The following is a 13,995-nucleotide window of genomic DNA, read 5'->3' on the forward strand; positions in this document are numbered from 1 at the left end:
TTTCCTCACCGCTCGCGCGTCGGGCCGATGATCTGCGCCCGCCAAAAAGGAAAACCAGCCGTGAGAGCAGAACCGGAAGAAGCGCACCGTTGGCTCGAACAACTGCTGGGCGACTGGCAGGTTCGCACCTCCGGGCCAGACAACGAGCCCGACCGAAGCGGCCCCTGGACCGAACACGTTCGCTCGCTACAGGGCCTCTGGATCGTCTGCGAAGGTCAGGGAACGATGCCGGGCGGCAGTTCCGGCGAGACGCTCATGACGCTCGGCTACAATCCCGAGACGAAACGCTACGTCGGCACCTGGGTCGGCTCCATGCTGACCCATATGTGGGTCTATGACGGCGAACTGGATGCGCAAGGCAAGTCCCTGTCCCTCTACTGCGAGGGGCCGGACTTCGAAAACCCCGGCAAAACTGCGCGATACCGGGACATCATCACGCTCATCGATCAATCCCGGCGCCTCCTGACGGCGCAGGTGCAGGCAGCGGGCGGAAGCTGGAAAGACATGATGACGGCGGAATACCTGCGCAGCGATTGACCGCGGAATCGGCGGCCATTCTCGGTTTCCGGCCGCGCCCACAGCAGTCTGACGGCTCATTCGAACTACAACCAAGCGGCACGAAACGTCGCCGCGCCTGAGCAAACTGGAGGAAGGCAATGGCAGATCACGGAAAATACGTCTGGTACGAATTGATGACGACGGACATGGCCGCGGCGGAGACCTTCTACAAGGACGTCGTCGGCTGGAGTGCCCACGATTCCGGCATGCCCGGCATCAGCTACACGCTGTTCAATGCAGGCGAGATACCGGTTGCCGGGCTGATGACCATGCCGGAAGGCGCGCTCGAAATGAAAGTTCCCCCGGCCTGGCTCGGCTACGTCGGCGTCGACGACGTCGATGCGACCGCCGCCAGCATCGCCGCCAAGGGTGGCAAGGTTCATCGGGCGCCGGACGATATCCCCGGCATCGGGCGCTTTGCCGTCGTGACCGACCCGCACGGCGCCGTGTTCGCGATCTTCAAGGGAACGGGCGACCCGCCGCCGGTCACCGATCCAATGGCGCCCGGCCTTGTCGGCTGGCACGAGCTCGCATCCGGCGACCTCGACACTGCCTTCCCCTTTTACGCCGAGCTCTTCGGCTGGACGAAGGACCAGGGCATGGATATGGGCGAGATGGGCATCTACCAGATCTTTGCCCATGGCGGCGCCCCGATCGGCGGGATGATGACCAAGCCGAAGGAAGTGCCCTCGCCCTACTGGCTCTACTACATCAACGTTCCCGCACTCGACGCGTCGATCGCGCGCATCAACGCCGGTGGCGGCAAGGTCGTGCTCGAGCCGATGGAGGTGCCCGGAGGCGCCTGGATCGTCCAGGCGCTCGACCCGCAGGGCGCCCTTTTCGCGCTGGTCGCGCCGAAACGCTGAACGGTCGCATCAACCGACAAGCACGCGCATGAAACAGGGCCCGCCCTACGGAGGCGGGCCCCTTTTCGATCCCATTGGCGGAATGTACAGACGAAGCACAGGCACCTGCCCTGCACCACGCGCATCCCTCGGTTGCGGCGTGACCCCTAGTATTTCAGGGTATTTCAAGGTTATTTAACACCTTATACGATAACAGGGGCAACGAGCACACTGATTTCGGATGGGTTTCTTGTCACACGACAAGAATTGTCGCGACAGCCCAAGCGATGAGCGGCGACATGAGTGGAGCAACTTCGCGTAAATGAAGAACAAAGGCGGCAGCTATACGCCCCCGGAAACGGGCGTTGCAGAAGCGCGCACGGCGAAGGCACTGCGCCGCAAACTCCAGTGGCTGCTCGCCATCGTTGTTGCCTGTACTGGCGTTCTCGCCACCGAGATCATCGCCGCCTCCTATAGCGAATTCGTCATCGCCCGCCGCAACCTGACCGAAGTCATGGCTTTTTGCCGGGTGCTCGACGCCGCAAACTACCTCTCGGCGGAACGCGGCCCCTCAAACGGCATGCTCGGCATCGGCGTGGCAGCGGGGTCACCCGTCCAGGCCCGGCTTGCCGAGTTTCGTGCCCGCAGCGACGCGGCGCTCACCAGGCTTACCGAGGACATCGACAATGCCAGCCGCTCGGAGCCGGCTGGTGCCCTCTCCCCCATTCTCGCCGAAGCTCGCCGCCGCCTGATGCTGGCTCGCGCAGAGGTCGATCGGATTGCCGCGCTTCCGCCCGAACAACGGGATCTGACGCAGATCCAGGCGACGATCGAGGCAATGTTCGGCGTCATCGACGCGCTTCGCCCGGCGATCGACTGGAACATCCAACGCCTGACCAATACAGACCCGAACCTTGCCGGCATCGCGCTTGCGGCGCAGATGCTTGCCAATCTGCGCGAGGACGGTGGCCGCCTCGGCTCGCAGGTCATGGCCCCGGTCGCCGTCGGCCGGCCGCTCCAAGCCAAGAACATCGCCGATAGTGAGCGCACGCGCGGTAGACTGCAGGAGATCTGGTCCATTGTCGGCAAGCCTGGCGCCCTTCCCGGCCTGAAACCGGCCAATATTGCAGATCTCGCCAGGATCGACCGGGAATTCTTTGGTGAAGGATTTGCGATCATTGACAGTGTCGTCGCCATCGGCAGGCAATCGGGCGCCTACCCCATGACCGCCGAGCAATTGACCGACCGCTTCGTCCCGAAGATGAAGCCAATCGAGAATCTTCGCCGCGCCTTCATGGATGCGACCGTCGAACGGCTTGCGGCAAACAAGACGCGGGCCTCGGTCAAGCTGGCGGTCGCCAGCCTCGCGACCTTCGCGCTGTTCCTGGTCTTGCTGGTTCTGATGCGCCGCGCCCGCTCGCTGGTCTTCGAACCGCTGCTCATCGCACGCCACAGCATCATCGAACTCGCTAATGACCGCCCGATCGCCCGGCTTCAGGGCAAGGGCGGCGAAGGCGAGATGGGGCGCCTGTTCGACGCGATCGACGTGCTGCGCAAACGCCTCGACGAACGCGCGCTGTTGATGCAGCACCTTGAACATCAGGCTGAAACCGATGAGCTGACCGGCCTGCTCAACCGCCGGGCATTGGAACTCATCGGCGGCGCAGAGGACACGGCCGACAGCAGCCAGGATGCCTGTCTTATCCTGATGGACATCGACCATTTCAAGCAGATCAACGACACCCACGGTCACCTCATCGGCGACATCGTGCTCAAGGAAACTGCCCGGGTCATCCGCAACTCCGTGCGCAACTCCGATCTCGTCGCCCGTTTCGGCGGCGAGGAGTTCGCGGTCATCACTCCCGGTGACAGCATCGAGTCGGCCCTTGCGCTGGCGGAGCGGATCCGGGCCAATCTTGCGCGCGAGCCGATCGTGGTTGCGGATGGCCAGACACTGAAGGTGACCGCCAGCTTCGGCGTGGCGGAGGGCCGAACCGCAGACGGCGGCTGGAAGCACCTGATCGAGTGCGCCGACACGGAGCTCTATCGCGCCAAATCCGAGGGCCGCAACCGCGTCTGCGGCCACCCGGCGGAGGCGACCATTTCCCGCTTCACAAAGACGAAATCCGCGCGCGCGTAGCCAGAAAATCGAGCATCACCCGCACGCGCGACGGCAAGGCTCCGCCCTGACCGAGAAATACGGCGTGGAAGGTTTCGACGTCACCGGGATTGAGATGCTCGACGAGCGGCAGCAGCCGGCCCGCCTGGATATCTTCCCGCACGGTGAAGGTCGGGAGCCGGGCGAGCCCCACACCCGCGAGTGCGAGCCGGCGCAGGCCCTCGCCATCGCTCACCCGCACCCGTTCCGTCGGCGGCAGCAAGATCTGTTCTGCGTTCGAAAGCAACGGCCAGCCGTCGAACACACGTGCGTAGCTATGGCTCAGCCGGTTATGCGTCTCGATATCCTCGATGGTCTGAGGCACGCCGAAACGATCCAGATAGGATGGGGCGCCGACGATCGTCATCGATGTGCTGCCGAGCTTGCGGGCAATCAGGCTCGATGTCTTCAGCGGACCGGCGCGCACGGCGATATCGACACGTTCCGCCAGCAGATCGACGACGGCGTCCGTCTGCAGGATATCGACAGCGACTGATGGAAACTCCGCCAGGAATTCGGGTAGCACCGGCATCAAAGCATGCGTCGCGTAGGAAGCGCTGACATTGAGGCGCACCCGGCCCTCAGGCGTTTCGCCAGCGCCCGCCGCGCGCTCCGCATCATCGATGTCGGCGAGAATGCGCACGGCCCGCTCATAGAAGGCGCAGCCCTCCGCCGTCAGTTGCAGCCGCCGCGTCGACCGGTTGACGAGCCGGACGCCGAGCCTTTCTTCCAGTCGTTGGACGAGTTTGCTGACAGCCGAGGGCGTCATGCAGCAGACCTTTGCCGCGGACGAAAAGCCGCCAAGCTCCACCACCTTGGCAAATACCGCCATCTCCCCCGAACGATTGATCGTCAAGCGCGACATGTGATTTCAACTCACAAATGATGTTCCTTCATGACCTCTACATCGCAAATGCCGGCAACACCACCTTCCTCCGTGAGGCGAGCCGCTGACCACAGGCGTCGCTGAACAGGCAGAACCAACGAGGAGCGGAAGACATGGAATACAGACGGCTTGGATCATCGGGACTGAAGGTGCCCGCCTTGAGCTTTGGCGCAGGGACTTTCGGCGGTAAGGGACCGCTTTTCAGCGCCTGGGGCAACAGCGACGCGGCCGAAGCGCGACGACTGATCGACATTTCGCTCGAAGCCGGCGTCAATCTCTTCGATACGGCCGACGTCTACTCGGACGGTGCCTCCGAGAGCGTGCTCGGCGCCGCGATCAAGGGACGGCGCGATGCCGTGCTCATTTCGACCAAGATCGCGCTGCCGATGGGCGATGGGCCGAACGATGCCGGCACCTCCCGTGCGCGCCTGGTAAAGGGCGTCGACGATGCTCTCAAGCGGCTCGGCACCGACTACATCGACCTCCTGCAACTGCATGCCTTCGACGCCGGCACGCCGGTCGAGGAAACCCTTGCGACACTCGACGGTCTCGTCACTGCCGGGAAACTGCGCTACGTCGGGGCCTCCAATTTCGCCGGCTGGCAGCTGATGAAATCGCTGGCTGCCTCCGAAAAACACAGCCTCGTGCGCCATGTCGCCCACCAGGTCTATTATTCGCTGGTTGGACGCGACTACGAATGGGAGCTGATGCCGCTTGCCGTCGACCAGGGCGTCGGGGCGCTCGTCTGGAGCCCGCTCGGTTGGGGCCGCCTCACCGGTAAGATCCGGCGCGGCCAGCCCTGGCCGGAAGGCAGCCGTTTGCACGACACCGCGGCCTTCGGCCCGCCGGTCGATAACGAGAAGCTCTACGACATCGTCGACGTGCTTGATCAACTGGCCGAGGAGACCGGCAAGACGGTTCCGCAGATCGCCATCAACTGGCTCTTGCAGCGCCCGACCGTATCGAGTGTCATCATCGGTGCCCGCAACGAAGAACAGCTTCGCCAGAACCTCGGCGCCATCGGCTGGTCGCTGTCGACGGAACAGATCGCGAGGCTCGATGAAGCGAGCAAGACGACGCCGGCCTATCCGTACTTCCCCTATTACCGCCAGGAAGGTTTCGCCCGGATCAATCCGCCGATCGTCTAGCGGGAACGGAAGCCGCCTTTCGCACGCCTGAACGGGCGTGCGAAAGCGCTGCAGCGCCTTGATTTTCCTCAGACACTTTCACGCTTGCATTCTCTCTTCGCATTGCACAAACTTCCCGGAGATGGGGGCGCAAGACCTACCACGAAGGGGATCAAGTCCGGCATGTCGATCAAGGCCAGCATCTACCACCTGACCCACTATATCTATGACCGTCCCGTAAGGCTGTCGCCGCAGATCATCCGGCTGAAACCTGCGGCCCATTCCAAGACCAAGGTCATCAGCCACTCGCTGAAGGTTTCGCCCGCCAATCACTTCGTCAACCTGCAGCAGGATCCCTACGGCAACTACCTCGCCCGCTTCGTCTTTCCCGATCCGGTGAGCGAACTGAAGATCGAGGTCGACCTTGTCGCCGATATGACTGTCTACAATCCCTTCGACTTCTTCGTTGAAGAAGAAGCCGAGCACTGGCCCTTTGCCTACCCGGAAGATCTCAGCGACGATCTCAGGATCTACATGACCCCGGAGCCGATGGGACCGGCGCTCACCACCTTCATGGCGACGGTCGACCGCTCCCGCCAGCGGACCGTCGACATGGTGGTCGGACTGAACGCCCGCCTGCAGCACGAAGTCGGCTACGTCATCCGCATGGAGCCGGGCGTCCAGACGCCGGAGGATACGCTGACGTCGGCCCGTGGCTCGTGTCGTGATTCGAGCTGGCTGCTTGTCCAGATCCTGCGCAATCTCGGTTTTGCCGCCCGCTTCGTCTCCGGCTATCTCATCCAGCTCACACCCGATCTCAAGGCGCTCGACGGCCCGACGGGTACCGACCATGACTTTACCGACCTGCACGCCTGGGCCGAGGTCTACCTGCCCGGCGCCGGCTGGGTCGGGCTCGACCCCACCTCGGGCCTCCTGACCGGCGAAAGCCATATCCCGCTTGCCGCCACCCCGCATTTCCGCAACGCAGCACCCATCTCCGGCGGCTTCTTCGGCGACCCCGATACCCGCACAGATTTCGCCTTCGACATGAAGGTGACACGTGTCGCCGAACATCCGCGGATCACCAAGCCCTTCTCCGACGAGAGTTGGGAGGCGCTGAATGCGCTCGGCGAAGAGGTGGATCGGGTTCTTGAGGACAACGACATACGCCTGACGATGGGCGGCGAGCCGACCTTCGTTTCGATCGACGACTTCGAGTCCGAGGAGTGGAACACCGACGCGGTCGGGCCGACCAAGCGCGAAAAGGCGGACGCGCTGATCCGCCGCCTGCGCGAGCGCTTCGCGCCGGGCGGTTTCCTGCATTACGGCCAGGGCAAATGGTATCCCGGCGAGAGCCTGCCGCGCTGGACCTTCTCGCTCTACTGGCGCAAGGACGGTGTGCCGATCTGGCGCCGCCCCGACCTCATTGCCGAGGAGGCGGGCCGCCACGACGTCACCGAGAAGGACGCCGAACGTCTGCTGCATCTGATGGCAGGCGAATTGAGCGTGCCGACCGAAATGGTCCAACCGGCCTTCGAAGACCCCGCCGACTGGCTGCTGAAGGAGGCAAACCTCCCCGAAAACGTCGATCCTTCCAATTCCAAGCTGAAGGATCCCGAAGAGCGCAGCCGCATGGCCCGTGTCTTCGAACGCGGCCTGACGACGCCGACCGGCTACGTGCTGCCTGTGCAAGCCTGGAATGCCCGGGCCACCGGCGTTCGGTGGATGAGCGAGAAATGGCAGACGCGCCGCGGCCGCATCTTCCTCGTTCCCGGCGATAGCCCCGTCGGTTATCGCCTGCCGCTCGGCGCCCTGCCCTATGTGGCGCCCTCCGCCTACCCCTATATCCATCCGCTCGACCCGACCGTCCCCCGGAACGACCTGCCTGACTTCGCCGAACGCAGCGCCCGTCCGCAGCACTCCCGCTTTCAAGCCGCGGAAGTACCGGAAACCCCGCAGGCCCAGCCACGCGACGAAATAGCCGGGCTGGTGCGCACCGCCATCAGTGTCGAGCCGCGCGACGGCAGGCTCTGCGTCTTCATGCCGCCGACGGCGAGCATCGAGGAATATATCGACCTGATCGCGTCTGCGGAGCGGGCGGCTGCCGCTCTCGGCCTGCCGGTGCACATCGAAGGTTATGCGCCGCCGCAGGACGAGCGCATCAACGTCATCCGCGTGGCGCCGGACCCGGGCGTGATCGAGGTCAATATCCATCCGGCCGGCAGCTGGCAGGATTGCGTCGACATCACCACGGCGGTCTACGAGGAGGCGCGGCAGAGCCGGCTCGGCGCCGACAAGTTCATGATCGACGGACGTCACACCGGCACCGGCGGCGGCAACCATGTGGTCGTCGGCGGCGCCAATCCCAACGACAGCCCGTTCCTGCGCCGCCCGGACCTCCTCAAGAGCGTCGTCCTGCACTGGCAGCGCCACCCGTCGCTCTCCTACCTGTTCTCCGGCCTCTTCATCGGCCCGACATCACAGGCGCCGCGCATCGACGAGGCCCGGCACGATCAGCTCTACGAGCTTGAAATCGCGCTCGCCCAGGTGCCGATGCCGGGCTCGGCAACGCCGCCTCCACTTCCGTGGCTGATCGACCGGTTGTTCCGCAACCTGCTCGTCGATGTCACCGGCAACACCCACCGCGCCGAGATCTGCATCGACAAGCTGTTTTCCCCGGACGGCCCGACGGGACGCCTTGGCCTCGTCGAGTTCCGCGGTTTCGAGATGCCGCCGAATGCCCGCATGTCGCTCGCCCAGCAATTGCTGGTGCGCGCCCTCATCGCCCGCTTCTGGAAACACCCGGTTGATGGCCGCTTCGTGCGCTGGGGCACGGCGCTGCATGATCGTTTCATGCTGCCGCACCATGTCTGGCAGGATTTTCTCGAGGTGCTCGCCGACCTCAGGACCCACGGCTTTGATCTGAAGCCCGAATGGTTCGAGGCTCAGCTCGAGTTCCGCTTCCCCTTCTGCGGCGAGGTCGAATACCAGGACGCCAGGCTCGAAATCCGCCAGGCGTTGGAACCCTGGCACGTCATGGGCGAGCAGGGCGCGATCGGCGGTACCGTGCGCTATGTCGACAGCTCGGTCGAGCGCCTGCAGGTCAAGCTCGATACTGCCAATCCCGAGCGCTATGCGGTCGCCTGCAATGGCCGGCCGATACCGTTGACGCGCACCGGCTCCAACGGCTCGGCTGTTGCCGGCGTCCGCTACAAGGCCTGGCAGCCGGCCTCGGGGTTGCATCCAGTGCTGCCGGTCAACACTCCCCTTACATTCGACATCTATGATACATGGTCGAATCGGGCGATTGGCGGATGTGTCTACCATGTCGCCCATCCGGGTGGGCGCAGCTACGACACGTTTCCGGTGAACGGCAACGAGGCCGAGGCGCGGCGCCTGGCGCGGTTCGAGCCCTGGGGGCATACGCCAGGAGGTTACCCGCTTCGCCCGGAAAACCCGTCGATGGAATTCCCGATGACGCTTGATCTCAGGCGTCCACCAGGAGCGTAAATGGCGAAGAAGCAGACAGCTGCCGCGAACGATCGCGGTGCCGAGGACGATCCGGTCTTCGGCTACCGCGCCCTTCCTGATATCGCCGACGAGATGCTCGACCGGGAGGGCAATGTCCGTCCCGTATGGCAGCGCCTGCTCGCGACCCTGGGGCGGCTCGACGAAACGGAACTTGCCAACCGCTTCGCCCGCGCCGACCGCTACCTGCGTGATGCCGGCGTGTTCTATCGTGTCTACGGTGCCAAGGAGGCTTCGGACCGGAGCTGGCCGCTATCGCATATCCCCGTCCTGATCGACGAAAGGGAATGGGCAACGGTTTCGCAAGGGCTCGTGCAGCGTGCCGAGCTCCTGGAGAAGGTGGTCGCCGATATCTACGGCGAGAACCGGTTGGTGCGCGAAGGTCTGCTTCCGCCGGCGCTCGTTGCCTCCAATCCGGAATTTCTGCGGCCGCTCGTCGGCGTGAAGCCGGCCGACGGTCATTTCCTCCATTTCGTATCCTTCGAGATCGGCCGTGGCCCCGACGGCAATTGGTGGGTGCTTTCGGATCGCACCGAAGCGCCATCCGGCGCGGGCTTCGCGCTGGAAAACCGGGTCGCGACCACGCGCGCCTTTTCCAATCTCTACGCGGAATCCCATGTCCACCGACTGGCGGGCTTCTTCGGTGAATTCCGAGACGCGCTTCAGAGCCGCAAGCTTCATCCGGATGATCGCATCGCCGTGCTTTCGCCAGGCATCGCCAACGAGACCTATTTCGAACACGCCTATATCGCCCGCTACCTGGGCTTCATGCTGCTTGAGGGTGAGGACCTGACCGTCGTCGGCGGTCGGGTGATGGTGCGAACCGTCGCCGGCCTCAAGCCGGTTGGCGTGCTCTGGCGTCGCCTTGATGCCGCCTTCGCCGATCCGCTCGAACTCAACCAGTCCTCGCATATCGGCACGCCCGGCATCGTCGAGGCGCTACGCGCCGGCTCGGTCTCGATCGTCAATGCGCTCGGCACCGGCATCGTCGAGACACGCGCCTTCCTCGCCTTCATGCCGGCGATCTGCCGCCATTTGCTCGGCGAGGAGCAGAAGCTCCCCTCGATCGCCACCTGGTGGTGCGGACAGCCGGCCGAGCGCGAACAGGTCGCTGCCAATCTCGATCGTATGGTCATCGGTCCGGCCTATGCGACGCGCCCCTTTTTCGATGACAACGGCCAGTCGCTGCTCGGCGCCACGCTAGATGAAAAAGCCCGCGCCTCGATCGCCGATTGGCTCGACGCCGAAGGCGGCAAGCTCGTCGGTCAGGAAGTCGTCACGCTTTCGACCACCCCCGCCTGGGTCCGTGGCCGGCTCACTCCACGACCCATGAGCTTGCGTGTCTTCGCGGCGCGGACCCGTGACGGCTGGCAGATCATGCCGGGCGGTTTCGCCCGCATCGGCTCCGGCGACGATGTGGCCGCGATCGCGATGCAGGCGGGCGGCACCGCCGCCGACGTCTGGATTGTCAGCGACCGTCCGGTCGAGCGCACCACATTGCTTCCGGCTGAGGAGAGCTTTACCCGCAACATGCCGGGAAGCCTGCCGAGCCGGGCAGCCGACAATCTCTTCTGGCTCGGCCGTTACATCGAGCGTTCGGAAGGGGCGCTGCGCATCCTGCGCGCCTGGCATGGCCGCTTTGCCGAAACCGCCGACCCGGACCTGCCGTTGCTGAGAGATGTCAGCGACTATCTCGACGCACTGGACATCGACACGCGCCAGCCGGTGCCCGACAGCCTGCTTGCCAACATCTCAAGCGCTCTTTTCAGCGCCGGCAACATCCGCGACCGGTTCTCCCCGGATGGATGGCTGGCGCTCAACGACCTTTCGCAGACGGCTCGCAAGTTTCACGCGACGGTGCAGTCGGGCGACGATGCGACCCGCGCGATGACGGTGCTGCTCCGCAAGCTCGCCGGCTTTGCCGGCCTCGTGCACGAAAACATGTACCGTTTCACCGGCTGGCGCTTTCTGTCGATCGGCCGATACCTGGAGCGCGGCCTTCACATGACGCGACTGCTCGGCCACATGTCGGGCCCCGATGCGCCCGACGGCGCCTATGACATGCTGCTCGAGATCGGCGACAGCGTCATGACCCACCGCCGGCGCTACAATGTCAGCACCGCCGCCTTGACCGTGACCGACCTTTTGGCGCTCGACCCGCTCAACCCGCGCTCGGTGCTCTACCAGCTGAACGAGATCAAGACCGAGGTGGAACTGCTGCCGAACGCCTTCGTCAACGGCCAGATGTCCCCCTTCTACCGCGAGGCGATGCGCCTGCATTCGGGCCTCGCGGTGATGACGCCGGAAGCGATGAACCTCGGCGTCTACAATCGGCTGGAGCGGGATCTCGAAAGCCTGTCCGATCTGCTCGCACGAACCTATCTCGGCTAGCGGGCAAAGGGACGACATGCTCTACGATATCAGCCTGAAGATCATCTATGACTATGAAGTACCGGTTTCCGGCGGGCGCCATCTCGTGCGCGTCATGCCGGCGACGCTTCCCGGTCGCCAGCGGCTCATCGTCGGTTCGCTCAGCTGCCAGCCAAATCCGGCCGAGCGCGCCGAAAGCATCGACTTCTTCGCCAACCCTTTCGCCTCGATCCTGTTTCGGTCTTCTCACGACGACCTGACGATCCGCATGCAAGCGCGGGTACAAGTGGAGCCGCAGCCTTTGACCGCGGATTTCTCACCTGACCTCGCGGGCCTGCCGGCCGAGCTTGCCGCCTGCTGGTCTGTCGACGCCGAAGCGCCGCACCACTTCACGGGACCAAGCCCGCTGCTGCCGGAGACACCTGAAATTGCCGCCTACGCAAGGGCAATCATCGCCGAGACAATGACGGTCCGGCAGATCGCCGCGGCGCTGTGCGAGCGCATCCACCGCGATTTCACCTATGACGGCGAGGCCACCACAGTGAACACCACGCCCGCGGAGGCCTTCAAGCTGAAGCGCGGCGTCTGCCAGGATTTCACCCATGTGATGATCGTGGCGCTGCGAAGCCTCGGCATCCCCGCCGGCTATGTCAGCGGCTTCCTGCGGACAATCCCTCCGCCCGGCAAGGAGCGCCTTGAGGGTGCCGACGCCATGCACGCCTGGGTGCGGATATGGTGCGGCACCACAGGCGGCTGGCTCGAACTCGACCCGACCAACAATATTCCGGCGGGAACCGACCACATCGTCGTCGGCCACGGCCGCGATTACGGCGACGTCGCCCCGGTCATCGGGGTCCTCAAGAGCTACGGCAGCCAGACGACGAAACAGGCCGTCGACGTCATTCCCGTTCTCTGACCCGATTTGACACAGCGAAATTCTCGTTTTCAGACACGGCAAATACCGCGGAACCCGCTGTAAGCACTGGCTTTCCTGCATTCCATTAAAATTGCAGTGATTGCTGGAACGATATCGTAAGCCATCGACGCTATTGATGCACTCAAGCTTGCAACGTGTTCCTTTGGGGTGTGCAAAGATGGGAAGACGATACACGGTAGGCCGGTCCTTCGTAGCGATGCTCAAGGACCGGGGTGGCAATTTCGGTATGATGGCGGCACTCGCAGCGCCGTTGATATTGGCAGCCGGCGGCGTCGCCGTTGATATGGCCGGCATGATGACGGCCAAGAACCAGATGCAGGATGCAGCGGATGCCGCAGCGCTTGCTGCGGCCTCTTCGCTGGTTTCGAAGGATCCGCCGACGATTGCCAAGGCAAAAGAAATAGCCGCGGCCTTCCTCAAGACCCAGTCGGGCGGCACCAGTGTCGACGTTCCCGGCGGGAAGGATTCCGGCGGCACGGGATCGTTGGCCAAAACCGCTTCGCCGGAAACATCGACGGCCGGCCAGCCGGTCATCGACATCGTTGAAAGCAGCAATGGCCCCACCGGCAAGGCCTACAACGTCACGGTCCTCAACAGGCAGACGTTCCAATTCAACGCGATGACACGCCTGCTCGGGAAGACATCGATCAACATCGAGACCCGCGCCACTGCCGAAAGCGCGACGGAGAGCAAGAACGCGCTCTCGATGTATCTGGTGCTCGACCGCTCCGGTTCCATGGCCTGGAAGACCAATACGAAGGACACGACCAAGACGTCGTGCCCGAACTACACGGAATCGAACTGGAGCAAGTATCCGAACCTGAAGGCAAGCAGCCCCTGCTACGTGACGAAGATCGACGCGCTGAAAAGCGCTGTCGGCGATTTGCTCAAGCAGCTGAACACCGCCGACCCGAACACGCTCTATGTCCGCACGGCAGCCGTCTCCTACAATTCGGCGCAGGACACGGCAGGAAACCTTGCATGGGGTACAACCGGCACCTCGACTTACGTGAACGCTCTTGTCGCGACAGGTGGCACTGCCTCGGGCAACGCGTTCAAGACAGCCTACGGCAAGGTAACCGCAGCGACCGAGGATAGCGCCCACAAGGCCAAGAACGGTCAGGTCCCCACGAAATACATCGTCTTCATGACCGATGGTGACAACAACAACACGAGCGACGACACGACAACCCTGACGTGGTGCGACACCGCTCGAAAGAACAATGTGCAGGTCTACACCGTCGCCTTCATGGCGCCGGACCGCGGCAAGTCGCTGCTCAAGGCCTGCGCCACGACGGAAGCGAACTACTTCCAGGCGGAAGAAGCCGGCGATCTGATCGCAGCCTTCAAGGCGATCGGCGAAAAAGCTTCGGCCATGGCTACACGCCTGACGAAATAAGACACCAAAACGTGCCAGCTCCATGCCGCCCGGTCCCGCCGGGCGGCATTTGCGTTCACGCACCGCCAGGTTCTTTCCGCCAGCGAGTTCCGTAGCTTGAGACAGTTCTAATCCATTTAAAAACATCTGTTGCAAGCGCTTCGGATCGATGCATAAATTGCCCTATCCCCGGTCGGTTCCGGCCTGC

9 protein-coding genes are annotated in these 13,995 nt (G+C 63.8%); 8 read left to right on the forward strand and 1 reads right to left on the reverse strand.

What is annotated here, in order from left to right; translation table 11 throughout:
- The first annotated feature begins 60 nt into the window (after positions 1 to 60).
- From PWG15_RS15800 to PWG15_RS15810, 3 genes are all read left to right on the forward strand, one after another.
- On the forward strand, positions 61 to 537 hold the full coding sequence (locus tag PWG15_RS15800) for a DUF1579 domain-containing protein (protein ID WP_275021428.1): 477 nt from the start codon (positions 61 to 63) through the stop codon (positions 535 to 537).
- A 119-nt stretch (positions 538 to 656) separates the two neighbouring features.
- Positions 657 to 1,424 (forward strand): VOC family protein, encoded by a 768-nt coding sequence (locus tag PWG15_RS15805; protein ID WP_275021430.1) that lies wholly within the window; start codon positions 657 to 659, stop codon positions 1,422 to 1,424.
- 301 nt (positions 1,425 to 1,725) lie between these two features.
- Positions 1,726 to 3,543, forward strand: coding sequence for a GGDEF domain-containing protein (locus PWG15_RS15810; RefSeq protein ID WP_275021432.1), 1,818 nt, complete (start codon positions 1,726 to 1,728; stop codon positions 3,541 to 3,543).
- Here PWG15_RS15810 and PWG15_RS15815 read toward each other — a convergent pair.
- On the reverse strand, positions 3,515 to 4,426 hold the full coding sequence (locus tag PWG15_RS15815) for a LysR family transcriptional regulator (RefSeq protein ID WP_275021434.1): 912 nt from the start codon (positions 4,424 to 4,426) through the stop codon (positions 3,515 to 3,517). The genes PWG15_RS15810 and PWG15_RS15815 overlap by 29 nt on opposite strands.
- 134 nt (positions 4,427 to 4,560) lie before the next feature.
- On the opposite strand from PWG15_RS15815, the gene PWG15_RS15820 reads away from it, so the two are divergent.
- The 5 genes from PWG15_RS15820 to PWG15_RS15840 all read left to right on the forward strand — a co-directional run bounded on the left by PWG15_RS15820 (position 4,561) and on the right by PWG15_RS15840 (position 13,808).
- A complete protein-coding gene (locus PWG15_RS15820; RefSeq protein WP_275021436.1) occupies positions 4,561 to 5,595 on the forward strand; it encodes an aldo/keto reductase in 1,035 nt (344 codons plus the stop codon).
- Positions 5,596 to 5,757: 162 nt separating this feature from the next.
- Complete coding sequence (locus tag PWG15_RS15825; RefSeq protein ID WP_275021438.1) at positions 5,758 to 9,084, forward strand: transglutaminase family protein; 3,327 nt, start codon at positions 5,758 to 5,760, stop codon at positions 9,082 to 9,084.
- Complete coding sequence (locus PWG15_RS15830) at positions 9,085 to 11,493, forward strand: circularly permuted type 2 ATP-grasp protein (protein ID WP_275021440.1); 2,409 nt, start codon at positions 9,085 to 9,087, stop codon at positions 11,491 to 11,493.
- A gap of 16 nt (positions 11,494 to 11,509) precedes the next feature.
- Positions 11,510 to 12,388, forward strand: coding sequence for a transglutaminase family protein (locus PWG15_RS15835; RefSeq protein ID WP_275021441.1), 879 nt, complete (start codon positions 11,510 to 11,512; stop codon positions 12,386 to 12,388).
- A 178-nt stretch (positions 12,389 to 12,566) separates the two neighbouring features.
- Entirely contained in the window at positions 12,567 to 13,808 is a 1,242-nt protein-coding gene (locus tag PWG15_RS15840; RefSeq protein WP_275021444.1) for a vWA domain-containing protein, read from the forward strand.
- Positions 13,809 to 13,995: the final 187 nt, after the last annotated feature.

Source organism: Ensifer adhaerens (assembly GCF_028993555.1).
GTDB classification, from domain to species: Bacteria; Pseudomonadota; Alphaproteobacteria; order Rhizobiales; family Rhizobiaceae; genus Ensifer; species Ensifer adhaerens_I.

Excerpts from the sequence above, each read along its gene's own strand:
- PWG15_RS15840 (WP_275021444.1), top strand. The coding sequence starts at position 12,567 with ATGGGAAGACGATACACGGTAGGCCGGTCCTTCGTAGCGATGCTCAAG.
- PWG15_RS15820 (WP_275021436.1), top strand. The coding sequence starts at position 4,561 with ATGGAATACAGACGGCTTGGATCATCGGGACTGAAGGTGCCCGCCTTG.
- PWG15_RS15830 (WP_275021440.1), top strand. The coding sequence starts at position 9,085 with ATGGCGAAGAAGCAGACAGCTGCCGCGAACGATCGCGGTGCCGAGGAC.
- PWG15_RS15805 (WP_275021430.1), top strand. The coding sequence starts at position 657 with ATGGCAGATCACGGAAAATACGTCTGGTACGAATTGATGACGACGGAC.
- PWG15_RS15815 (WP_275021434.1), bottom strand. The coding sequence starts at position 4,426 with ATGTCGCGCTTGACGATCAATCGTTCGGGGGAGATGGCGGTATTTGCC.
- PWG15_RS15825 (WP_275021438.1), top strand. The coding sequence starts at position 5,758 with ATGTCGATCAAGGCCAGCATCTACCACCTGACCCACTATATCTATGAC.
- PWG15_RS15835 (WP_275021441.1), top strand. The coding sequence starts at position 11,510 with ATGCTCTACGATATCAGCCTGAAGATCATCTATGACTATGAAGTACCG.
- PWG15_RS15810 (WP_275021432.1), top strand. The coding sequence starts at position 1,726 with ATGAAGAACAAAGGCGGCAGCTATACGCCCCCGGAAACGGGCGTTGCA.